Here is a 21,522-nt window from a genome sequence, read left to right on the forward strand (position 1 = left end):
ATACAACTGCTATCGCCGCTGAGGCGGTCGAAGTTGAGCATAGAGCACTCGATCTTTTGACCGCCTCATTCCTTATCGCAACGCTACCGGCGGCGCGAAACGAAAGGTTCAATTACGTCCCACGGAAACAACGAGATGCGTCAGTAAGCCCCTGCGGGTTGGTAGTCTAGTCCGGTTATGACACCTCCTTGACATGGAGGAGGCCGGCAGTTCAAATCTGCCCCAACCCACTTTCCTGCGACCGAAACCGTACGACGCCGAGCTGATTCTGTTCTAGCGAATTCGGGTTCAATCCACGGCGGGTACCAACCTATATGCGAGCAGCTGATAGTATCGTATCATGACGGATCGAACCCGGAGGGACGTCGTCAAGATCGGGGCGACCGGACTCGTCACGGGCGTGGCCGGTTGTAGCGGGGCGATACCGGAAGACGTCGCCCGACGGGCGGTCGATGGGAGCGCGCCGAGCGCCGAGCCGCCGGAACTCGGAGATTTCTCGGACGCGAAGCTGGACCGGGCCAGATCGGTGGGAGAGGCGGCCCGAGCGGCGGTCGCGGTGATCAGGGGCGAGAGCGGACAGGGCGGGACGGCGTGGTTCCTCGACGACGGGAGGCTCGTCACGAACAGCCACGTCGTCGCCGGCAGCGATTCGTTCGAGGCGTGGCCGATGGACGGCGAGAAGTTCGAACCCGAACTCGTCGGCACGTCGGACTACCGGAATGACCCGTATCACGACGTGGCCGTCCTCGAAACCGATGTTTCGCCGGCGAACCGGCTCTCTCTCGGCGAGTCGGACTCGGTCGAAGTGGGGCAGCCGCTCGTTCAGGTCGGCCATCCGTTCGCGATCGGCAACTGGGTGGTGTCGATCGGGCGGTACGTCGAGCCCGGGAACGGGGAGACGCTGCTCACCTCAGTTCCCACCCTCAGCGGCAACAGCGGCGGTCCGCTGCTTACGCTCGACGGCGACGTCGTCGGGATCACGACCGGTGCCGTGCCCCGCGACCGACTCGGCTCGACGCGGCCGGAGCCGGTCGACCTCACGGTCCACGAGGAGTTCACCGACTACGAGTGGACGACCCACGACGACACCTCGGTCGTCAGGCGGTACGTCGAGGAGTTCTAACCCGACAAGAAACGCGTCCGTGCGCCGTCGGTCGGGGTTGCCGATGCGAAGTTTCTTTTACCTCACTCGGGAGATTACGGCTAGATGAGTGACCGAGGCGGTCGATCGCGGGACCGGGGCGAATCGCCGACTTCGAACGGTGACGCGGCGGATGCGCTCGCTCCGGAGCCGCAGACTTCGTCCGCCGCGGTCGACGACGAGGGGGCGACGACCGGGCGACTGGTCGTCGTCTGCGGGCTCCCCGGCGTCGGCAAGACCACCGTCGCCGAGCGGATCGCCGCCCACGTCGACGGGCGGGTCCGCCGGACGGACGTGATACGCAAGGAGCTGTTCGACGACCCCGAGTACACCGACGACGAGACGGAGGCCGTCTACGCGGAGCTTCTCGCGCGCGCCCGCGAGGACGTCGCCGACGGGGAGGCGGTCGTCCTCGACGCGACGTTCGCGGACGCTCGGTTCCGGACTGACGCCCGCGAGGCGGCCGCGGCGGCCGCGGCCGAGTTCGACCTCGTCGAGGTGGCCTGCGACGAGGCGGTCGTCGAGCGCCGGATCGAGCGCCGGGACGGGATCAGCGACGCCGACTTCGAGATCCACCTCCACTTCAAGGAGCTGTTCGACGACGTCGAGACGGACCGCGTCCTCGTCGACAACTCCGGCACGGAGGCGGAGACGTTCGCGCAGGTCGACGCGGCGTTCGGCGGGCCGGCGGCGAGCGAGGAGGGGTCCGACAGTCGCGGCGACCGCTCTACCGCGGTCACCGACGCGGAGTGAGCGCCGTCGGCCCCGGCTTAGTGCCGTGCGAACACGTCTCGTGACGGGGGCACACACGCGTCTCCCATCACTTATACGGGCGAGCGCACTACGGGTTGTATGAGCGAAGAATCCGGGCGGAAGAACCTCCGCATGCCCAACGACGACGAAGTGTTCGCCGTGGTGACGGAACACCTCGGCGGCAACCACGTTCAGCTGCGCTGCGCCGACGGCGAAGAGCGACTCGGTCGGATCCCCGGCCGAATGAAGTACCGGACGTGGATCAGCGAGGGCGACGTCGTCCTCGCCGAACCGTGGGATTGGCAGGACGAGAAGGCGAACGTCGAGTGGCGGTACTCGGACGAGGACGCCGACCAGCTCCGCCGCGAAGGCCACATCCAGTAGTCGGACCGGACACGCGGTCGACGCCGCCGTCGGCCGCCTGCGAACCGTCTCTTCTCTCTCTTTCGGACGCGAACCCCGACGAGCCTTCGCTCGGCCGAACGCCGCGGAGATCGAGCGCCGGAGAGATCCGAACGCCGAGCGCGGCCACACCGGCCCGCATCGCGGCCCGGCCGCCCGAACTGCGCCGTTCCGATCTGGCGTGGTATTGTGTTATCTATCCAAAACCGTTATTACGGCGAGGCGCATACCCGGTAGTATGAGTTCGACAGAAGCCGCCCCGGCAGAGCCGATTCAGCTGGCCGACACCGACGCGTTCGACGCGCACGTCGCGGACCACGACGTGGTCCTCGTCGACTTCTACGCCGACTGGTGCGGCCCGTGTCAGATGATGGAGCCGGCCGTCGAGGCGGTCGCGAACGACACCGACGCGGCGGTGTTGAAGGTCGACGTCGACGTTCACCAGGGGCTCGCCGGCGAGTACGGCGTCCAAGGGATCCCGACGCTGCTCGTGTTCGCCGACGGCGAGCCGGTCGAGCGGATGGTCGGCGCACAGACCGAGCAGGCACTGACGGACGCGGTCGCCGACGCCGACGCCTGAACCGGGAGGCGCGACCCGCGGTCCTCGCGGAAACCGACACCATGAGAACGATCCAACTCGACGCCGACGGTATGACCCCGAGAGAGCTCCGCGCGGACGTCCCCGCCCTCGGCGACGCGGCGTACTTCAATTTCGGCGCCCACGGGCCGAGCCCCGAGTACGTCGTCGAAGCGGCCGCGTCGTTCATCGAGGAGCATGAGTTCGGCTCCGCGACGACCGACCCGTACGGACACGCCTTCGAGACGTACGACCGGGTGCGCGAACGGATCGCGGCGTTCGTCGGCGCGGAGCCCGCGGAGATCGCGCTGACCGAGAGCACGACCGACGGGATCAACCGCGTCGCCGGCGCGATCGACTGGGAGCCGGGCGACGTGGTCGTCCGGACCGACCTCGAACACCCGGCCGGCGTCCTCCCGTGGAAGCGCCTCGAACGCGAGGGGGTCGAGGTGCGCGTCCTCGAGACGGAGGACGGCCGCCTCGACCGCGACGAGTACGCCGAGGCGGTCGCGGACGCCCGGCTCGTCTGCTTCAGCGCGATCACCTGGACGCACGGCACCCGCCTCCCCGTCGCCGACCTCGTCGAGGTCGCGAACGACGCCGGCGCGTTCACCCTCGTCGACGCGGTCCAGTCGCCCGGACAGATGCCGATGGACGTGGACGAGTGGGGGGCCGACGCGGTCGCGGCGGCCGGCCACAAGTGGACGCTCGGCCCGTGGGGGGCCGGCTTCCTCTACGTCGACCGCGACGCCGCGGAGGGCCTCGAGCCGCGCGTGGTCGGCTACCGGAGCGTCGCGGACCCGACCGGCGACGAGATCGCGTTCAAACCCGCCGCGGGGCGGTTCGAGGTCGGGACGACGACCGCGGCCGCGCACGTCGGCCTCGCCGAGGCGCTCGATGCGATCGACGCCGTCGGCGTCGACGCGATCGAGTCCCGGATCGCGTCGCTCACCGACCGGCTGAAGGCGGGCGTCCCCGAGGGGCGGCTCCTCAGCCCGCGGTCCCACGAGTCGGGACTCGTAACGGTCGACGTCGACGACCCCGAGGCGACCGTCGAGCGGCTCGCGGCCGACGACATCGTCGTCCGGTCGCTGCCGCACCCGGACGGGGTCCGCGTGTCGGTCCACGCCGTCTCGACGGAGGCGGAGATCGACCGCCTCCTCGACGCGTTGGAGCCGGAGTGGTGAGCCGCGGCGCGCGGTCTCCCGGTCCCGGCTCGGCGGCGGACGCCGCTCGACCGGACGCGTTTTAGCGCTCGACGCGCAAGACCGCGCATGGGATTCCACACCTTCGACGCCGACCAGGCCGACGGACTGGAGCGACCCGGGCGCTATCGCTGGGTGTCCGCCGAAGAGCTGATCGGACCGCTGGTCGAGGCCGACGCCGCGGTCGTCGCCGACCTCGGCAGCGGAACTGGGTTTTACACCGACGACGTGGCACCGCACGTCGAGACCGTCTACGGCGTCGACGTCCAGTCCGAGATGCACGAGTACTACCGCGAGAAGGGCGTCCCGGAGAACGTCGAACTCGTCGCGAGCGACGTCTCGGACCTCCCGTTCGCGGACGGCGAGCTCGACGGGGCCCTCTCCACGATGACGTACCACGAGTTCGCGAGCGACGCGGCGCTGGCGGAGCTCGCCCGCGTCGTGCGGTCGGGCGGCGTCGTCGCGACGTTCGACTGGAGCGGCGACGGCGCGGGCGAACACGGACCGCCGGTCGACGAGCGGTTCTCGGCCGAAGCGGCGGCCGCGGCGTTCGAGGCGGCGGGGTTCGAGGTCGTCTCGGCCGCGACCCGCACCGAGACGTTCGGCGTCGTCGCGAGAGCGCCGTAGTCGGCCGGCATTCGAAACCGCGAAACGACCGCCTCAGAGTCGGAGGCGAACGTTCGTGAAGAAATAGCGTTAGGTGTGTGCGGCTCGTAGGATCGGTATGTCCGTCCGTGTTCGACCGACCGTCGTCGCCGCGCTCGCCCTGTTCGCGACGCTCGTCGCGCGACCGGCCGCGGCCCACGTCGACTACGTCACCGAGGACTCCGGTGACCCGCTCGACGCGGTGGCGTTCACCGCTGAGGTGCTCTCCGAGCCGTTCAACGCGGCGCTGTTCGCGGGGTCCGGGATCCTCGCGCTCGCCGGACTGGCGGTGTACCTCTGGGTGCGTCCCACCATCGTCGACATCGTCGTCCTCCGCGAGAAGCTCGCCGGCTACGGCGACCTCGTTCCGTGGATGCTGCGCCTCGCCGTCGGGCTTCCCCTCGTCGGAGCCGGCTTCCAAGGGTACTTCTTCGCGCCGACGCTCGCGTTCGACACCGCGGCGAGCCCGTTCCTCCGGGTGCTGTTCATCGGGCTCGGCTTCCTCCTGCTGTTCGGGCTGGCGACGCGGATCACCGCGGCGGTCGGCCTGCTGACGTACGCCTGGGTGTTCTTCGCGGTCGACAGCCTCGTCTTCCTCGCCGTGGAGTACGTCCCGGTGTTCCTCGCGCTGCTGATCCTCGGCGGCGGCCGCCCGAGCGCCGACGACATGCTGCTTGCGGTCGCGAGCACGCCCGGGTCCTACTACGGCCGGGTCGACCCCGTCCAGTACCTGAAGTCGTTCCTCGACCGGACGACCGCCCCGCTGCGGCGCTACGTCCCGACGGTGCTCCGGGTCGGGATGGGCGTCTCGTTCGTCTACCTCGGTCTCATCCAGAAGCTGGCCGACCCCGCCAGTGCGCTCCAAGTGGTCGAGAAGTACGACCTCACGTCGGTCGTCCCGGTCGACCCCGGCCTGTGGGTCGTCGGCGCTGGGGTGACCGAGATCGCCGTCGGGATCGCGCTGATCGCCGGGTTCTTCACCCGCGGCGCGGCCGCGCTCTCGTTCGTGCTGTTCACGACGACGCTGTTCGGGCTCCCGGACGACCCGGTCCTCGCGCACGTCGCGCTGTTCGGCATGGCGTCGGCGGTGTTCACGCTCGGCTCCGGGCCGCTCGCGTTCGACTACTGGTTCGGCCGCCCCGCGCTCGGCGACGAGGAGTCGGCGGTCGCGGCCGACTGACGGCGGCGACCGCGACTGCGGTCGGCGGGCCGCCGACCCCGCCCCGCCGGCGGTTTTTAAGTGACTCTCGCGCGGTGATGGAGGTATGCGAGTGGACCTCGGCAACGCCCTGGAGACGACCCCGGGGCTCACGACGGAGACGCTGGACGGGCTCGACGACCGCGTCGCGGCCGCGCACGACCGGATCGCGGCCGGGATGGCCGACGACGAGTTCGGGTACGCCGCCCTCACCCTGCCCGAGACCGCGGACCCGGACGCGATCCGCGCCGCGGTCGACGGGTTCGACCGCCCCGAGGCGGTCCTGACCGTCGGGATCGGCGGCAGCGCGCTCGGCGCGGCGACGCTGTCGAACGCCTTAGAGAGCGACGTCGACGCGTACGTCCTCGACAACGTCGACCCCGACGACGCCCGGGCGCTGCTCGCCGACCTCCCGCTCGGCGAAACCGTCGTCAACGTGGTTTCGAAGTCGGGGACGACCGCGGAGACGCTCGCGAACTTCCTCGTCGTGCGCGAGGCGATGACCGACGCGGGCGTCGACTGGACCGAGCGCACCCTCGTCACCACGGGCGAGGAAGGGAACCTCCGCGAGCTGGCCGACCGCCACGACCTCCCGTCGCTCCCGGTCCCCGACGGCGTCCCCGGGCGGTTCTCGGCGCTGTCGACGGTCGGACTCGCGGTCGCCGCGCTTCAGGGCCACGACGTCGAGGCCGTCCTCGCGGGCGGCCGGGACGGGATGGACGCGCTCGCCGGGTCGCTGTACGAGTCGCCCGCGTACGCCTACGGGGCGGCGACGTACGCGCTCGCGGAGCGCGGCGCGCTCACCAACGCCGTGATGCCGTACGCGGAGTCGCTGGAGACGTTCGCGGAGTGGTTCGCCCAGCTGTGGGCCGAGAGCCTCGGGAAGGACGGCCTCGGACAGACCCCGGCGCGCGCGCTCGGTGCGACCGACCAGCACTCCCAGCTCCAACTGTACCGCGCCGGCCCGCCGGACAAGCTGGTGACGCTCGTCCGCCCGACGGAGCGCGCCGACGTGTCGATTCCGCAGACGGACCTCGACGGCCTGGCGTACCTCGGCGGCTCGTCGCTGGGCGGGCTGCTCGACGCCGAGTTCGAGGCGACGGAGGCGAGCCTCGCGGCGGCCGGCGTCCCCAACGTGCGCGTCGAGATCGACCGCGTCGACGAGCGGGCGCTCGGCGAGCTCCTGTTCGGCATGGAGGCGGCCTGCGTGCTGTACGGCGAGCTCGCGAGCGTCTCGACGTTCACGCAGCCCGCCGTCGAGTGGGGGAAGAAGGCGGCTCGCGGACTCCTGGGCGGCGGCGACTTCGCGGAGGCCGAGGCGGTCGCGGAGAAGCGGGAGCTCCGGATCGACTGAGCCCCGCCCCGCGCGGTCGAGCCCGGACGGTCGCCGACCCCTTCCGGTGCGTCTAAACCCCCGCGAGCCGTACCGCCGACGATGAGCGACGACCCCCTCGCGAGCGCGGTCGGCGAGCGGCTGTTCCGCGTCGCGAGCGCGCTGTTCGCGATCGTGTTCGCCCTCCTCGTCGCCAGCGCGATCACCGCCCCGGGCGCGGACCTCGCCGCCTCTCTCGGCTTAGTGTCGGAGGGCACGACCGGCTACCGGCTGCTCCGGACGCTGCTCCAGTTCGCCGGGTTCGCGCTCGCCGCCGTCGGCTACCTCGCGATCACCGGCGAGTGGGGGCTCGCCCGCGCCTCCCGGCCGGACGCCCGAGAGGCGGCGATCATCGTCGGGGGCGGCGTCGTCCTCTTCGCGTTCCAGTACGGCGCCCTCTTCGCGCTCGATCAGGTCGGGCTCTCGACCGGGCAGAACCAGGCGGTCGTCCCCTCCGGCGACCCGGTGACCTACTACCTCGCGATGATCGCGGTGTCGCTCGCGGTGGTCGGTCCGGTCGAGGAGCTGCTGTTCCGCGGCGTCGTTCAGGGCGGCGTCCGGCGCGCGTTCGACGCGGTCCCCGCGGTGCTCATCGCGAGCCTCGCGTTCGGGCTGATCCACCTCCCCTCGGTCTCGGGGACGATGGTCGAGCAGTGGGCGTACGTCGGCGTCGTCGTCGTCCTCGGGTCGGTCCTCGGCGCGCTCTACGAGTGGACGGACAACGTGGTGGTGCCGGGGCTGGTCCACGGCATCTACAACGCGATCACCTACGCGGTCCTGCTGTCACAGGCTCTGTGAGAGAGGCCGAGGCCGTTCTGCGGACAGTTGGTTCTCACACGGCTTTGCGGTGGCGCGTGCCTGCGAGGCCGCCTCGCGGCCGGGGCTTTGGAACTGTTCTGCGCGGATCCGGAGTCAACGATTTATAACCGAACAACTGAGACGGCAGCGGTGTTCTCCGCAGGGTCACCGAGAGATAGTTATAAACAACCAGCCGCGGATCAGTACGTCTCCTTCCCCCACCTGAGGTCGTCGTAGGTCGCCTGCTGGTCGCTGCCGAGTCGCTCCTCGAACTTCCGCCGGAGCGCCGCCTTCTCGCTGGCGGAGATGCGCGCCAGCTCGTCCGCCTTCGAGACCGGTTCCGGCGGGCCGCGGGTCGCCGCCACCTCCGCGATCACCTGCCGGGTGAGCCGGTCGCGGGTCGCCGCGTCGCGGGTGAAGGCGTAGGGTGCCTCCAGCTTGTACGTCACGTCGGTCCGCGGGTCGTAGACGACCATGAACGTCGGCTCGTACAGCTCGGGGTCGAGCTCGCGGTCGACGCCCAGCGCGTCGCCGTCGGCGGCCATCGGCGCGTCCGCGCCGCCCCGGCTCCGGAACCACGTGGTGAACGTGAGGTCGCCGTCGAGGCGCGCGCCGCGGTCGCCGGGATCGCCGTCGCGGTCGGCGGTCGCGCCGCCGGCGACTCCCGGGCCGTCCGACTCGCGCCGCTCCAACAGCCGCGTGAACAGCGCGGTGTCGTCGGGCCACGGCGACTCGACGCCGGCACGGGAGAGCGCGCGGGTCGCGGTCGCGCTCGCGGGGTTCTTGACGAACCCGGCCAGCGGCACGTCGCGCTCGACGAACCGCTCGACGAGCCGGACGTACTTCTCGACGACCGCTCGGGGTTTCGCCTCGCGGGCGAGCGCGCCGAGTTCCGGGTCGCGGTCGGCCCACGTGAACAGCTCCTTCGGGTAGACGGGCCCGTCGAGGACGAGGAGGTCGTCGACGCGGTCGGCGTGGTCGAGCGCGTGGGTCCCCTCGGCGAGGTACAAGGCGAGCGCGTGGACGACCCGCTCCGCGTAGCGGTTCACCCGCGGGACGTGGAGCACGCGCTGTTTGGTGTGGCCCTCGTCGCGGCGGGTCCACTCGCTATCGAAGCCCGCGGTCGAGTCGCCCGCGTGGACCGTGGCGACGATGGTCCGGTCGCGGTGGAGGTCGAGGTCGGTCGGCGAGCTCGCCATCGCCGCGTGCGCGACGTCGACGACGAGGCCGTTCTTAAACGTCGTGGGGTTGATCGTCCCCGAGTCGAGGCCGTGGACCGTCTCGAACGGGCGCTCCGCGAGCGCCACGTCGTCGATGGCGGCCCGGCGGCGCTCGTGGTCGCCGAGCGCTTCGAGCACGACTCGGCCGTCGCGGCGCAGTTCGGGGAGCCACTCCCGCCAGACGCGCTCGGCGAGGTCGTCGTGGTCCGTCGCGTCCACGTCGCCGCCGATGCCGTACGCGAGCTGGGCGATGTTCTCGACGTGGATCGGATCGAGCGTCACGACCGTAGGGCGGACCGGACGGATATAAAAGTCGTCGGCCGCGCGCTCGCTGGTGTCACCGGTCGACGGTGCCGCGCGCTCGCTGGTGCCGCCAGTCGGCGGCCAGCGGTTCGCCGGGTCGGAGCGGCCGGATCGACGAACGTGTTCGATTTCCATCGAAGAAGCAGCAAAATCGACTGGTTAGGGAAGGCGACCGGTGAAGCGTCGTTCGAGTTATTATCACGTCAAGGGGTCGCTAAACGACGGTATCACGGATAATACTCGGAGGCGACGTGCTTTTAAGCCATACCACAATCAGCGGGTATGGCAGAGACTGTGACCGAGAGAGACTCGGGGGGATCGGGCGGGCTGGCGGAGAGCGTGCGGGACGTGATCCGCTACATCCCGGACGGCACCTCGATGCCGGAAGAGATGTGGAACCCGCGGCACCGGAACATCCTGATAGCCATCGCGGTCCAGGTGCCGTTCCTCGTCGCGATGGGGCTGTACAGCGGGACCGAATCGATCACGGGCGCGGAGATTCCGGCGACCCCGCTGTGGATGCTCGGCGCGTTCGTCGCCGTCATCCTCGCCACGGGCGCGCTGGCGAGCTGGTCGCGGCTCGCCCGCCGCCAGCGGACGGTGCTCGCGGCGTTCAGCCTCATGACCGTCTCGATGGCGTTGGTGAAGCTGTCGGGCGGGTACATCGAGGCGCACTTCAGCTTCTTCGTGTTCGTGGGCGTGCTCGCGCTGTACGAGGACTGGCTCCCGTTCGCCGTCGGCGTCGGGTACGTGGCGGTCGGCCACGGCGCGTTCAGCCTCATCGACTCGAGCCTCGTCTACAACCACGCCGCGGCGATCGAGAACCCGGTGATCTGGGGCGGCATTCACGCGTTCTTCGTCCTCGCGCTCGTCGGCGCGCTGATGGTCAACTGGTACTCGATCGAGAAGTCTCGCGAGGCGGCGCGCGAGCAGCTCGCGCTGGCGGAGCAGAAGCAGTCGGAGATACAGGACGTCGAGGCGGCGAAGGCGGAGGTCGAGGAGCGCCGCGAGGAGGTCGAGCGGCTGAACAGCCACCTCGAGACGAAGGCGGACGACTACAGCGCCGCGATGAACCGGGCCGCCGACGGCGACCTGACCGTTCGGCTCGACGCCGAGAGCGAGAGCGAGGCGATGGCGCAGATCGGCGCGGCGTTCAACGGCATGATGGACGACATCGACGACGCGATGGGCGAGGTCCGGTCGTTCGCCCAGCAGGTGTCGGCCGCGAGCGAGAACACGGTCGACGGCGTCGAGACCGCGGCCGACCGGAGCGAGGCCGTGAGCCAGTCGGTCGGCGAGATCGCCGAGGGCGCGGACGAGCAGCGCGAGATGCTCCGACAGGTGTCCGACGAGATGAACGACCTCTCGGCCACCATCGAGGAGGTGGCCTCCTCGACGCAGACCGTCGTCGAGGTCGCGGAACAGACCGCCGACATCGCCGACGAGGGGGAGGAGACCGCCGACGCCGCGATCGAGCGCGTCGAGGAGTCCCGCGAGGCGCTCGACTCCGCCGCGGGGACCGTCCAAGAGCTCGACGAGCGGATGGAGGACATCGGCGAGATCGTCGACCTCATCGGCGACATCGCCGAGCAGACGAACCTGCTCGCGCTCAACGCGAACATCGAGGCCGCCCGCGCGGGCGGGAGCGGCGGCGGGAGCGACGGCTTCGCGGTCGTCGCCGACGAGGTGAAACAGCTCGCCGAGGAGACCCAAGACGCCGCCACTGAGATCGAGGAGCTCATCGGCGCGACGCAGTCGCAGACCGACGGGACGGTGAAGGCGGTCCGGAGCGCCGAGGAGAACATCGCCGCGGGCGCGGACGCCGTCGACGACGCCGCGGACGCGTTCGCGCGGGTGTCCGACAACGCCGCGGAGGCCGGCGAGGGGATCCGCGAGATCAGCCGAGCGACCGACGACCAGGCGGCCAGCACGGAGGAGACCGTCTCGATGGCCGAGGAGGTCGCGGACATCAGCGGGTCGACGGCCGACGAGGCCGACGCGGTCGCCGAGGCCGCGGACGAGCAGCTGACCGCGATGAACGCGGCGACGACGGAGGCCGGCTCGCTCGCGAAGCAGGCGGAGCGGCTCGGCGCGCTCGTGCGCGACTTCGATGTCTCCGGCGAGGGGGTCGACCCGGACGGCTCGCCCGGACCGAACGTCGCGGTCGGCGACGGCGGGCAGCCCGAGTAGTCGCGACCGCCGGAGGACTTTTTCAGATCGGTACGCGCGTCGAGCGCCGCGGCGCGGCTCGGCGCGTCACTCGCTCTGCGGTCCGCGCCGGACCGCTTCGAGGACCGCGAGCGCGCGCTTCACCTGCGCGCCGTCCTCCACGAACACCAGCGTCCGGGGCGGGCGCGTCGCCTTCGGGCGGGCGCGGAGGTCAGCGTCCCTCGCCGCCGTCGCGGCCGCGTCCGCGGCGACCGTCGCCTCGATCCGGACGCGGTCCGGCTGGACGTACACCTCGGCGACGGGGTCGCCGCGCTCGTTCCCGTCGTCCGAGTCGTCGCGCTCGCGGGCGATCCGGTACGCCAGCGCGCCGTCGGCCGTGGGCTCGACGTCGCGGTCGGCGTCGACGACGGTCAGCCCGCGGAGGCGGCTCTCGTTGCCGGTCACCTCGGAGGCGAGCAGCTGCGCGAGCCTGACGCCGTCGGTGAGGCGGTCCGTCACCATCTCACGCCACCTCCGGGTCGTCGGCGTCGGGCAGATCGCTCCCGTCGTCGGCCGGATCGGTCCCGTCGTCGGCCGGATCGCCTCCGTCGACGGTCGCCGCGGCGAGCTCCTCGCGCACGTCGGCGGCGAGGCGGTCGACCGCGGCCCCCTGCTCGCGGGCGTAGAGGACCGCGGCCGCCTCGATGGTTATCGCCAGCGCGCGCTGGCGCTCGTTGATCGCGGCGACCGCGCGCTGCTTCTCGACGCCCGCGGCGACGATGGCGTCGAGCGCGCTCTCGAACGTCGACTGCTCCCGGAGGACCGACTCGTCGGGGACGAAGCCCTCGGGGACGGTCACCTCGGCCGGGTCGAACTGGAGGAGGAGGTCCCCGTCCTCGGACGCGAGCAGGCCGCGCCCCACCGCGACGTCGACGAGCCGCTTCGCCTGATCGGGGGAGAACCACTCCCGCTCTAACGACAGCGCGACGACGAACTCCCCCTGTCCGAGCCGGTCCTGGGCTCGGGTCTTGAACGGGGCGGCGACGGCGACCTCCAGACTCATGTGAAACGGACGGATCGGCGGGCGCGTAAACGTGTCGAACGCGGGGGCGACCGGGTGGTCTCGAGGATCAGTCGTCGCCGCCGGGGGTCGTGGCGGCGGTCTCCGCCGGGTCGGCGTCGGCCGAGGCCGGGTTCACGTCGATCGTGAGGCCGGTCCCGGCCATGACGAACAGCACGAACGGCGAGAGGAACGCGAACAGGTAGTACGGCGCGTACTCGATGGTCGGCACGCCGGTGGCGGTCGACATGAAGACGGCACCCGCGTGCCACGGCATCAGGGCACCGGTCGGCGTCCCGGCGGCCTCGACCGCGCGGGAGAGCTGGTCGGTGTCGAGGCCGAACTCGTCGTAGGTGTTCCGGAGCGTGACGCCGGGCAGGACGATGCTCATGTACTGTTGGGCCGTGAGAGCGTTGATGAAGACGGCGGAGATACCGGTTCCGGCGACGAGCGCGCCCGGACTCCGCACGGACGAGGTGAACGCGTGGGCGATCACCGCGAGGACGCCGGTCCGTTCCAAGATGCCGCCGAGCGACAGCGCGGCGACGACGACCGTGATCGTCCACGCGGAGCCGGTGAGTCCGCCGGTCGCGAGGAGCTCGTTCACGGTCGCCGAGGCCGATTCAGGCGCGGTGCCGTACATGAACGTCTCCCACGCGGCGACGAAGCCGGCCCCCTGGAGGAGGATCGTCGTGAACGCGCCGGCGAAGACGCCGGCGACGAGGGTCGGGAGCGCGGCGTACCCGCGCAGCGCCAAGCCGAAGGTGACGACGAGCGGGACGAAGGCGACGACGGTGATCGCGTAGGTCTCGGTGAGGCCGCCCTGGATCGCCGCGATCTCGCCGGCCGGGATGTCGCCGCTCGTGCGGAGACCGAGCGCGGCGAACCCGAGGACGGCGAGACCGAAGGCGATGGCGGTCCCGGTCCGCATCCGGCGGATGTGCGCGTACAGGTCGGTGTTGGTGACGCCGGCGGCGAGGTTCGTGGTGTCGGAGAGCGGCGACTGCTTGTCGCCGGCGTACGCGCCCGAGAGGACCGCGCCGACCGTCATCGGTGCCGGGACGCCGAGTCCCGTGCCGATGCCGACGAAGGCGACGCCGAGCGTCCCGACCGTGGTCCACGAGGAGCCGATGGCGAACGCGACGATCGCCGCGAGGACCGCGGCCGCGGGGAGGAACGTCGTCGGCGAGAGGATCTCCAACCCGTAGTACATCATGCTGGGGATCGTGCCGGCGCTGACCCACGTCGCGATCAGCCCGTAGATGGTGAAGATGATGAGGATCGCCTGGAGCCCCATCACGAGGCCGTTCGCGATCCCGTCGAACAGCTCGTCCCAGTCGTAACCGAGCCACAGACCGAACGCGCCGACGAAGGCGATGCTCCAGAGGAGCGGCGGATGCGGGTCGAGGCCGAGGACGGCCGAGCCGATGCCGAGGAACGCCACGACGGCGAGGACCGGAACCAGCGCCGCCGCGAGGCTCGGGCGGCGGTCCGGGTCCAGGTCGTCGTACGCCGTCGGGGTGAACGAGCGTGCCATTGTCCGCTGTATTCGTTTGAAGCATAAGTATGGCTCGGAATATGCGTGTGATAGATACCGATAGATCTTGCCGGTTGCGGTCGGCGGCTTCGGCGGCTCCCGCGGCAGTCGCCGCGTCGGACCGTGTGCCGCCGTGTCGCGGGAGTCCGCGAACGGACGCTCTTATACGCGTCGGCGGCGAAGCCGGTGTAACATGATATTTGAGGGCCTCCCGACGACTCCGCGCTCCGAGGAGCTCGTCGACAAGGCGTTCTCGCGGGCGGCGCGGGCCGGCCGCGCGAAGCGCGGCCACGAGGCGCAGGAGTCGATGTTACGGACCGCCGGCAACGTGCTCTCGGACAACTTGGAGAACGTCGTCACGTCGTGGCCCGACTTCGGCTTCGACGTCGACCCGTTCTACTACGAGCTCGCGGACGCGCTCGTCGACGTCGACCGCCTCCGACAGGCGCTCTCACAGGTGATGTGGGCGAGCCGCCAGATCGAGGACCTCCGCGACGAGTACACGACGAAGATCCGGAACTCCGACGTCGACACGGCGCGGAAACACCGCAAGCAGGCGTTCGCCCGCATGGCGGACATCATGGACCAGATCGAAGACGACCTGCGCTACATCGGCGACTCCCGGGACCAGCTGAAGGTGCTGCCGGACGTCCAGCCGGACGAGCCGGCCGTCGTCGTCGCCGGCTACCCCAACGTCGGGAAGTCGTCGTTCGTCAACCGGATCACCCGCGCGTCGAACCAGATCGCGGAGTACCCGTTCACCACGAAGGGCGTCCAGATCGGCCACTTCGAACGCGACCACGTCCGGTACCAGATCGTGGACACGCCCGGGCTCTTGGACCGCCCGGCGGACGAGCGCAACGACATCGAGCGGCAGGCGGTGACCGCCCTCGAACACCTCGCGGACGCCGTGATATTCGTGATCGACCCCTCCGGCGACTGCGGCTACCCGCTCGACGTCCAGCTCGAACTCCGCGAGGAGGCCCGCGAGCTGTTCGGCGCGGCCGTGCCGCTGCTCACGGTGGCGAACAAACACGACCGCTTCGAGGCCGTCAGGGCGGAGTCCGTCGACGCGACGATGAGCGTCACGGAGGACGAGAACGTCGAGGGGGTCCTCGACATGGCCGTCGACGCGGTCGGCTACGAGCCCGACCTCCCCACGCGCGACGGGGAGTAGTCGGTCGACGCGTTCGACGACCCCGAATCGAAGAGGAGAGCCTTCTCGCGGCGTTACGCCGGAACCGCTTCGTACACGACGTTCACCGTGACGCGCACGCTCACGTCGGCGCTCTCGACGGCGGTCGAGGCCCTGGCGTCGCCGCCGGCCGCCGCGTCGTACGACTCGGCCACGTACGGGCTCGACCGCGACTGCGCCGTCGACACCTCGTAGACGCCGGAGACCTCCAGCCCGCTCGCGTTGGCGAGCGCGGCCGCGTCGTCGTCGGCGTTCGACATGGCCTTCGAGATCGCCTCCTCGCGGACCTCCCGCTCCGTCTCCTCGGTCAGCCCGAACTGGATCCGCTGGACTCGGTCCGCGCCCGCGTCGACCGCGACGTCGATCACCTCGCCGACGGCGTCGACGTCGTCGACCTCGATCGCGTACTGGTGGACGCCCTCGTACCGCGTCCGGTTCGGGTCGTCACGGGTCTCGTAGCTCTCGCGGACGTCGTACCGCTCGGTGCGGATCGCGTCGTCGGCGAGCCCCCACTCCGCGAGGGCCGCCCGAAGCTCCTCGTCGCCGGCGGCCAACTCGTCGCGGACCGCCTGCGCGTCGGAGCCGGTCGCGGTGACCCCGACGCGGAGCGTGGCGCGGTCCGGTGCCGACGTCGCCTCGCCGGCGGCCGTCACTTCGATGCTCCGCTCCAGTTGCGCCTCGCCGCCGTCCGTCGGGCTCGCGGTCCCCGCGAGCCCCGAGCAGCCGGCCAGCGCGACGAGCGCCGCGATGCCGATGAGCGCCGTCAGTCGTCTGTCCATACGCGACCGTTCGTCGGCGGACCTCTATAAGACGACGATAGCACAAAGAGCCGCTTTCGCTTACCGGTCGCCGTCGCGCTCGGCGGCCGCGTCCCTCTCGTGCGTCTCCTCCTCGGCCGCTTCCTCCTCGGCCGCCTCTTCCTCGGCCGCCTCCTCGTCGGCGTCGTCGTGGTCCGCGATGAACGCGTCGTCGAGGTGCGGCTGCTCGTCGACCGGGCCGTCCTCGTCGAAAGAACGGGCGTGAGCGTCGTCCGCGTCTCCGGTGTCTTCCCCGTTTCCGATGTCGCTCGCGTTCGCGAGGTCGGAGCCGTCGGCAGCGCGGGCGTCGTCGCCGTCGATACCGGCGTCGTCGCGGGCGCGCTCGCGGTTCTCGACGGACCGTACGTCCGTCCCCTCCGACCGCTCCCGGTCGCGCTCGACGCCGCCCGCCATGTCCGTGGCCCGCCGACCCGATCCGAACAGCCGCTCGCGAAGCGACCGGCTGCTGGGCCGCTCGGTGAGCAGCACCGCGGCGTCGACGTCGTGGATCACGTCGAGGTGGAGCGAGTTCGAGACGAGCCGGGAGAGCAGCCCCTTCTCCGTGGCCCCGATGATGACGAGGGTCTTGTCGTCGGCCGCCCGGCAGATGCCGTCCTCCACGTCGCCGCCGTCGTCGACGACGAGCTCCGCGTCGTCGAGGTCGTGTTCGGCCGCCCAGTCCGCGAGGAACGCCTCGCCGCGCCCCCTGCCTTCCGGCCCGTCGACCACGTGGAGCAGCGTCACCTCGGCCCCGGCGGTCTCGGCGAGCACCTTCGCCACCTCCGCGCTGAGGTCGGAGTCCGGGCCGCCCGAGGTCGGGATGAGGATCCGCGAGGTGTCGAGCTCGTGCTCGTTGAGGATGAGGAAGTCGCAGGGGAGCTGGTTGGTGAGCTCGTCGATCGGCCGCTCGGCGCGGGCGGCGCTCCAGAGCTGGTCGTCGCCCCAGCCCATCAGCACGGCGTCCGGACGGGTCCGGCGCGCCGTGTTGAACACCTCCTCGAACGAGCGGTGCGAGACGACCGTCGACGTCGACACCTCCACGTCGTAGTCGGCCGCGGTCGAGCGCAGGTTCGCCATCCCCTCGGCGGAGACGCTCGCGATGCGCCGCCCGGCGTCGCCCGAGGACAGCGACATCCGCTCGGGCGCTTGGACGACGTGGACGATGTGGACGACGCCGTCCTCGTGGCTGCTCGCGAGCCGCGCCGCCAGCTCGACTATCGGGGCGTCGGTCCGGGGGTTCGTGATCGGCACCATCACCCGGTACCCCTCGCCCGCGAACAGCGTCGCCTCGGTGGCGTCCAAGATCGGGACGTACGAGCGGCCGGCCGCGCGGCCGAACACCCACTCGGGGACCGTCAGGCGGCGGCTCACGCCCTCGAAGCGCGCCTCTTCGAGGCGCTCCTCGCTGGTCTGGAAGTAGTTGACGAGCGTGACGAGGACGACCCCGCCGATGGTGTTCCCGAGCAGGACCGGGAGGACGAACCCGACGAGCCCGGAGAGGAGGCTGATCTCCGCGCCGTACACCGGGATGCTGTGCTGGAAGAACAGGTACAGGACCTCGGTGAAGGAGACGACCACGTGGAACAGGTCGCCGAGCGGGATGGCGAGGAACGCGAGGTAGACGACGAGCATCCGGCTGACGGAGTCGGTGGAGGCGAAGCCGACCCAGACGACGCCCGCGACGATGAGCCCCGCCATCGCGGCCTTGAAGAACAGCGGCACGAACGCGACGCCGAACCCGCCCTCGGAGATGTACCGCGCCGCGTCGACGGTGTCGCCGGTGAAGACGCCGCCGTACGACAGCACGAGCGCGCCGATCCCGCCGCCGACGAAGTTGCCGGCGAGGACGATCGTCCAGTGGCGGAGGAGCGTTGGGAGGCTCGCGAGGCGTTCGAGCGTGAGCGCCACCGGCGGGAGGGTGTTCTCGGTGTACAGCTGGTAGCCGCCGATGATGATGTAGATGAAGCCGAGCGGGTACAGCAGCACGCTCAGGATGGGGTTCGAGTCCGTCGCCGCCGTCAGCGACGCGTACAGCATGAACGTGATGGTGATCGCCAGCCCGGCGGCGAGCCCGCTGAAGAACAGCTCGCGGCTCCCCGAGGTCACCTCCTCGTCCGCGGCCGCGATGATCCGCTGGAACACCTCGTCGGAGGAGAACCGGTCCCGGACGGCCTCGCCGACCGCGGGCGCGCCGCTCCGGGACCGCTCGACGACCTCCCGCATCGAATCGTCGTCGGGTCGCGTGGAATCCGTCACTGGCGGAGGCCACGGCGGCCCGGTAAAAAGCCCTTGCTCTTCCGGGCACGCGGCCGCGAGACGCCGGACCGCGGCGAGGGGGCGGCGGACCGAACTCAGGCTCGCTCGACGGTCACCGCCCGGACCTCGACGCGGACCGACCCCCCGACGACCGCCTCGATCCGGCCGTCGAGCGCGGGGGCGATCCCCTCGACGGTGCCGCCGGGCGGCGCGCCGACCGTGACCACCACCCGGTCGGTCTCGAGGGGCGGCACCGTCCCGGAGCGCTCCACCGTGAGTTCGAGCAGTTCGAACTCCGAGTCCAGCGCGGTCAGCTCGTCGGTCGCGGCGGCGCGGATGTCGGCCTCGGTGGTCGAGGCGACGTAGGAGTCGTAGGTGACGCCGCCGAGGAACACCGACAGCAGCGCGATGGCGGCCGCCAGGACGGCGGCGCGCTTGAGGAAGGCGGCGCGGGCGTCGTCCTCGCGGAACCACCGCTGCGGACGATACCCCTCGTACCACAGCATCACCAGCGCGGAGAGGTTGATCGAGAGGACGTTCACCGCGACGATGATGCCCGCGCCGAGCACGAGCCGCGGGATCCGGAAGGCGACCCCGATGCCGACCGCGGCCGCCGGCGGGATGAGCGCCACCGCGATCATCACGCCGACGAGGGTCGCGGAGACGCCCGTCATCAGCGAGACGATGCCCGCGACGCCGGCCCCGACCGCGACGACCAACACGAGGACGTTCGGGGCGAGCCGCTCGGACACCTCCGCGAGTTCGAGCGGGTCGAGCCCGGGCGGGACCAAGGCGAGCGAGCGCAGCGCGAGCGCGAACAGCGTGGCCGCGAACACCGCGACGACGACGCCGATGACCTGCATCCGCACGCCGCGGCGGAACAGCGCCTCGTCGTCGACGACGGTGCCGATGGCGGCCGACATCGCCGGCCCGATGAGCGGCGCGATCACCATCGAGCCGACCACGGTGGCGGCCGAGTCGAGCAGCAGTCCCGCCGTGGCGATCACGGCCGAGATGACGGTCATGAGCACGTACGTCCCCAGCCCGGAGGCGAGGTCGTCCGCCTTCGCCTGGAGCTCCTCGCGCGAGATGCGGTCGCCGCTCCCCTCGGCGTCCTCCTCGTACTCCGCTTCGAGCGCCTCGAACCGGCGCGAGATGACCGTCTCGGCCGCGACGATGACGGTGTAGGTGCTCTCGTCGATCCCCGCCTCCCGCAGTCGGTCGAGGACCGGCTCGACGGCGGCGGTCGGCAGCGGGAACGTCGCGACCGCGGTGTACTCCCGACCGCTCGTCTCGTCGGTGACGACGTAGTCGACTCCCTCGTCGTCGAGCGCGCGGACGACCGCCGCCCGCTTGCCCGCCGGAATCATGACCTGAACGAGTCGCACGGTGGCCGGTCGCGCCGACGGCCCTTATAAGGTCGGCACGCCGCGACCCGCCCGGGCCGGGAGAAACGGAACTTTAATGCGCGAATCGCTCGCACCTCCAGCCAAGAATGATCTCGCCGCTGGTCATCGACACGTTCCTGCTCGACTACCACCTCGGGCACGTCATACTGTTCGGGCTCGTCGTCTCGCTTCTGGGAGCCGCGCCGCTGAAGTCCCAGAAGACTATCGCGTCGATCTTGGCCGTGTTCGGGGTCGTCTTCCTGATGGCACCGTACACGACGATGCCGCCGACGTTCATCCTCCTCGGCATCCCGCTCGTCCTCATCGGGACGCTGCTGTGGACGATGTCCCGCTGAGACCGCCGAACGGAACGCCCGACCGAACCGCGCTCGACGCGCCCGCTCGCTCCATTCCTCTCGCCGACCGCGACCGACGCCGCCGTCGTCCCGCTATCTGTGCGATCCCGCTCCTTTTTGACCCGCCGGGGACACTCCCCGCCATGGTAACGGTACGGGCCCCCGCGACGAGCGCGAACCTCGGGAGCGGCTTCGACGTGTTCGGGGCGGCCCTCTCGCGGCCCGCCGACGTCGTCACGGTCGAGCGGGCGGCCGAGACGACGATCGAGGTCACGGGCGTCGGCGCGCAGTACATCCCGGAAGACCCCGAGAAGAACACGGTCGGCGCCGTCGTCGAGGCGCTCGACGCGCCGGCGCGCATCCACATCGACAAGGGCGTGCGCCCGGCGTCCGGACTCGGCTCCTCCGCCGCGAGCGCCGCGGGCGCGGCCGTCGCGCTCAACCGACTGTACGACCGCGGGCTCTCTCGGGAGGAGCTGGTCCCGATCGCCGCGGAGGGCGAGGCCGTCGTCTCGGGGGTCGCGCACGCGGACAACGTCGCCCCCTCGATCCTCGGCGGCTTCACCGTGACGACGGCCGAGGGGACCCACTCCGTCGACGCCGCCGTCCCGCTCGTCGTCTGTCTGCCCGACGTCGCGGTCTCGACCCGCGACGCGCGCCGGGTCGTGCCCGAGACCGCCTCGATAGAGGACCTCGTGGAGACGGTCGGGAACGCGGCGACGCTGGCGGTCGGGATGTGCCGCTCCGACCCCGACCTCGTCGGGCTCGGGATGACCGACCCCGTGGTCACGCCCGAGCGCGCCCGCCTCATCACCGGCTACGACGACGTGCGCGAGCGCGCCTTCGACGCCGGCGCGACGGGCGTCACCGTCAGCGGCGCGGGTCCCGCGGTGATCGCGGCCTGTCGCGAGCGCGACCGCCGCGACGTCGCCGCCGGGATGATCGACGCCTTCGCCGGTGCCGGGATCGAGGCGCGCGCGTACCAGACCCGGATCGGCCGCGGCTCGACGGTCCTCGACGACTGACCCTCGCACGCTCGTCATCGACCGAGCCGGCGGTTCGGCCCCTGCGTCCGTGTTTCCGCGGAGCGGCAGCGCCGGGTGCGGAAGAGATATATGAGCAGGGAAAACATAGGTTTAGACGAGTCAAACAATTGGATGTGATCTCTGTT

Annotated in this window: 20 protein-coding genes and 1 tRNA gene; 14 read left to right on the forward strand and 7 right to left on the reverse strand. The window is 71.0% G+C overall.

Features of this window, described 5'->3' with window-relative positions:
- Window positions 1–155 precede the first annotated feature (155 nt).
- The 10 genes from C464_RS04705 to C464_RS04750 all read left to right on the forward strand — a co-directional run bounded on the left by C464_RS04705 (window position 156) and on the right by C464_RS04750 (window position 8,091).
- Window positions 156–230 (forward strand) — tRNA-Val (locus C464_RS04705).
- Window positions 231–340: 110 nt separating this feature from the next.
- Complete coding sequence (locus tag C464_RS04710) at window positions 341–1,123, forward strand: S1C family serine protease (RefSeq protein WP_006112426.1); 783 nt, start codon at window positions 341–343, stop codon at window positions 1,121–1,123.
- Between the two features lie 84 nt (window positions 1,124–1,207).
- The gene (locus C464_RS04715; RefSeq protein WP_006112428.1) at window positions 1,208–1,894 is read left to right on the forward strand and encodes an AAA family ATPase; all 687 of its coding nucleotides are present in this window, start codon (window positions 1,208–1,210) and stop codon (window positions 1,892–1,894) included.
- Window positions 1,895–1,993: 99 nt separating this feature from the next.
- A complete protein-coding gene (locus tag C464_RS04720) occupies window positions 1,994–2,278 on the forward strand; it encodes a translation initiation factor eIF-1A (RefSeq protein WP_006112429.1) in 285 nt (94 codons plus the stop codon).
- Window positions 2,279–2,534: 256 nt separating this feature from the next.
- Window positions 2,535–2,876 carry a thioredoxin gene (gene trxA / locus C464_RS04725; protein ID WP_006112430.1) on the forward strand — a complete coding sequence of 114 codons (342 nt, stop codon included), beginning with the start codon at window positions 2,535–2,537 and terminating at the stop codon, window positions 2,874–2,876.
- Window positions 2,877–2,917: 41 nt separating this feature from the next.
- Window positions 2,918–4,060, forward strand: a complete 1,143-nt coding sequence (locus C464_RS04730) for an aminotransferase class V-fold PLP-dependent enzyme (RefSeq protein ID WP_006112431.1) — start codon at window positions 2,918–2,920, stop codon at window positions 4,058–4,060.
- An 87-nt stretch (window positions 4,061–4,147) separates the two neighbouring features.
- Complete coding sequence (locus C464_RS04735; protein ID WP_006112432.1) at window positions 4,148–4,705, forward strand: class I SAM-dependent methyltransferase; 558 nt, start codon at window positions 4,148–4,150, stop codon at window positions 4,703–4,705.
- A gap of 97 nt (window positions 4,706–4,802) precedes the next feature.
- Window positions 4,803–5,903: a DoxX family protein gene (locus tag C464_RS04740; RefSeq protein ID WP_006112433.1), complete on the forward strand. Its 1,101-nt coding sequence runs from the start codon at window positions 4,803–4,805 to the stop codon at window positions 5,901–5,903.
- An 85-nt stretch (window positions 5,904–5,988) separates the two neighbouring features.
- A complete protein-coding gene (locus C464_RS04745) occupies window positions 5,989–7,275 on the forward strand; it encodes a hypothetical protein (RefSeq protein WP_006112434.1) in 1,287 nt (428 codons plus the stop codon).
- Window positions 7,276–7,356: 81 nt separating this feature from the next.
- Window positions 7,357–8,091 carry a CPBP family intramembrane glutamic endopeptidase gene (locus C464_RS04750; protein WP_006112435.1) on the forward strand — a complete coding sequence of 245 codons (735 nt, stop codon included), beginning with the start codon at window positions 7,357–7,359 and terminating at the stop codon, window positions 8,089–8,091.
- A gap of 200 nt (window positions 8,092–8,291) precedes the next feature.
- Here the strand turns inward: C464_RS04750 and C464_RS04755 are convergent, their stop codons facing one another.
- Window positions 8,292–9,593, reverse strand: coding sequence for a DNA double-strand break repair nuclease NurA (locus C464_RS04755; RefSeq protein ID WP_049910844.1), 1,302 nt, complete (start codon window positions 9,591–9,593; stop codon window positions 8,292–8,294).
- Window positions 9,594–9,896: 303 nt separating this feature from the next.
- Between C464_RS04755 and C464_RS04760 the strand changes: the two genes are divergently transcribed.
- Window positions 9,897–11,804 carry a methyl-accepting chemotaxis protein gene (locus C464_RS04760; RefSeq protein ID WP_006112437.1) on the forward strand — a complete coding sequence of 636 codons (1,908 nt, stop codon included), beginning with the start codon at window positions 9,897–9,899 and terminating at the stop codon, window positions 11,802–11,804.
- 66 nt (window positions 11,805–11,870) lie between these two features.
- Here the strand turns inward: C464_RS04760 and C464_RS04765 are convergent, their stop codons facing one another.
- From C464_RS04765 to arcD, 3 genes are all read right to left on the reverse strand, one after another.
- Window positions 11,871–12,284 (reverse strand): hypothetical protein, encoded by a 414-nt coding sequence (locus C464_RS04765; RefSeq protein WP_006112438.1) that lies wholly within the window; start codon window positions 12,282–12,284, stop codon window positions 11,871–11,873.
- Window position 12,285: 1 nt separating this feature from the next.
- Window positions 12,286–12,825: a DUF2240 family protein gene (locus C464_RS04770; protein WP_006112439.1), complete on the reverse strand. Its 540-nt coding sequence runs from the start codon at window positions 12,823–12,825 to the stop codon at window positions 12,286–12,288.
- Between the two features lie 67 nt (window positions 12,826–12,892).
- Window positions 12,893–14,359: an arginine/ornithine antiporter ArcD gene (arcD, locus tag C464_RS04775; RefSeq protein WP_006112440.1), complete on the reverse strand. Its 1,467-nt coding sequence runs from the start codon at window positions 14,357–14,359 to the stop codon at window positions 12,893–12,895.
- A gap of 193 nt (window positions 14,360–14,552) precedes the next feature.
- Here arcD and C464_RS04780 point away from each other — a divergent pair, with 193 nt between their 5' ends.
- Entirely contained in the window at window positions 14,553–15,536 is a 984-nt protein-coding gene (locus C464_RS04780) for an NOG1 family protein (protein ID WP_006112442.1), read from the forward strand.
- A 53-nt stretch (window positions 15,537–15,589) separates the two neighbouring features.
- Here the strand turns inward: C464_RS04780 and C464_RS04785 are convergent, their stop codons facing one another.
- The 3 genes from C464_RS04785 to C464_RS04795 all read right to left on the reverse strand — a co-directional run bounded on the left by C464_RS04785 (window position 15,590) and on the right by C464_RS04795 (window position 19,977).
- Window positions 15,590–16,333: an SIMPL domain-containing protein gene (locus C464_RS04785; RefSeq protein ID WP_006112443.1), complete on the reverse strand. Its 744-nt coding sequence runs from the start codon at window positions 16,331–16,333 to the stop codon at window positions 15,590–15,592.
- A 60-nt stretch (window positions 16,334–16,393) separates the two neighbouring features.
- Window positions 16,394–18,607: a formate/nitrite transporter family protein gene (locus C464_RS04790; RefSeq protein WP_049910846.1), complete on the reverse strand. Its 2,214-nt coding sequence runs from the start codon at window positions 18,605–18,607 to the stop codon at window positions 16,394–16,396.
- Between the two features lie 95 nt (window positions 18,608–18,702).
- Complete coding sequence (locus tag C464_RS04795) at window positions 18,703–19,977, reverse strand: TIGR00341 family protein (protein ID WP_049910849.1); 1,275 nt, start codon at window positions 19,975–19,977, stop codon at window positions 18,703–18,705.
- Window positions 19,978–20,102: 125 nt separating this feature from the next.
- Here C464_RS04795 and C464_RS04800 point away from each other — a divergent pair, with 125 nt between their 5' ends.
- Window positions 20,103–20,351 carry a hypothetical protein gene (locus tag C464_RS04800; RefSeq protein WP_006112449.1) on the forward strand — a complete coding sequence of 83 codons (249 nt, stop codon included), beginning with the start codon at window positions 20,103–20,105 and terminating at the stop codon, window positions 20,349–20,351.
- Between the two features lie 143 nt (window positions 20,352–20,494).
- A complete protein-coding gene (locus tag C464_RS04805; RefSeq protein WP_006112451.1) occupies window positions 20,495–21,376 on the forward strand; it encodes a homoserine kinase in 882 nt (293 codons plus the stop codon).
- The last annotated feature ends 146 nt before the right edge of the window (window positions 21,377–21,522 follow it).

Source organism: Halorubrum coriense DSM 10284, from assembly GCF_000337035.1.
Classification (GTDB): domain Archaea; phylum Halobacteriota; class Halobacteria; order Halobacteriales; family Haloferacaceae; genus Halorubrum; species Halorubrum coriense.

Coding starts and splice junctions, on each gene's coding strand:
- C464_RS04770 (WP_006112439.1), bottom strand. CDS start 12,825: ATGAGTCTGGAGGTCGCCGTCGCCGCCCCGTTCAAGACCCGAGCCCAG.
- C464_RS04785 (WP_006112443.1), bottom strand. CDS start 16,333: ATGGACAGACGACTGACGGCGCTCATCGGCATCGCGGCGCTCGTCGCG.
- C464_RS04780 (WP_006112442.1), top strand. CDS start 14,553: ATGATATTTGAGGGCCTCCCGACGACTCCGCGCTCCGAGGAGCTCGTC.
- trxA (WP_006112430.1), top strand. CDS start 2,535: ATGAGTTCGACAGAAGCCGCCCCGGCAGAGCCGATTCAGCTGGCCGAC.
- C464_RS04730 (WP_006112431.1), top strand. CDS start 2,918: ATGAGAACGATCCAACTCGACGCCGACGGTATGACCCCGAGAGAGCTC.
- C464_RS04715 (WP_006112428.1), top strand. CDS start 1,208: ATGAGTGACCGAGGCGGTCGATCGCGGGACCGGGGCGAATCGCCGACT.
- C464_RS04745 (WP_006112434.1), top strand. CDS start 5,989: ATGCGAGTGGACCTCGGCAACGCCCTGGAGACGACCCCGGGGCTCACG.
- C464_RS04740 (WP_006112433.1), top strand. CDS start 4,803: ATGTCCGTCCGTGTTCGACCGACCGTCGTCGCCGCGCTCGCCCTGTTC.
- C464_RS04750 (WP_006112435.1), top strand. CDS start 7,357: ATGAGCGACGACCCCCTCGCGAGCGCGGTCGGCGAGCGGCTGTTCCGC.
- C464_RS04710 (WP_006112426.1), top strand. CDS start 341: ATGACGGATCGAACCCGGAGGGACGTCGTCAAGATCGGGGCGACCGGA.
- C464_RS04765 (WP_006112438.1), bottom strand. CDS start 12,284: ATGGTGACGGACCGCCTCACCGACGGCGTCAGGCTCGCGCAGCTGCTC.
- C464_RS04805 (WP_006112451.1), top strand. CDS start 20,495: ATGGTAACGGTACGGGCCCCCGCGACGAGCGCGAACCTCGGGAGCGGC.
- C464_RS04720 (WP_006112429.1), top strand. CDS start 1,994: ATGAGCGAAGAATCCGGGCGGAAGAACCTCCGCATGCCCAACGACGAC.
- arcD (WP_006112440.1), bottom strand. CDS start 14,359: ATGGCACGCTCGTTCACCCCGACGGCGTACGACGACCTGGACCCGGAC.
- C464_RS04760 (WP_006112437.1), top strand. CDS start 9,897: ATGGCAGAGACTGTGACCGAGAGAGACTCGGGGGGATCGGGCGGGCTG.
- C464_RS04735 (WP_006112432.1), top strand. CDS start 4,148: ATGGGATTCCACACCTTCGACGCCGACCAGGCCGACGGACTGGAGCGA.
- C464_RS04795 (WP_049910849.1), bottom strand. CDS start 19,977: ATGATTCCGGCGGGCAAGCGGGCGGCGGTCGTCCGCGCGCTCGACGAC.
- C464_RS04800 (WP_006112449.1), top strand. CDS start 20,103: ATGATCTCGCCGCTGGTCATCGACACGTTCCTGCTCGACTACCACCTC.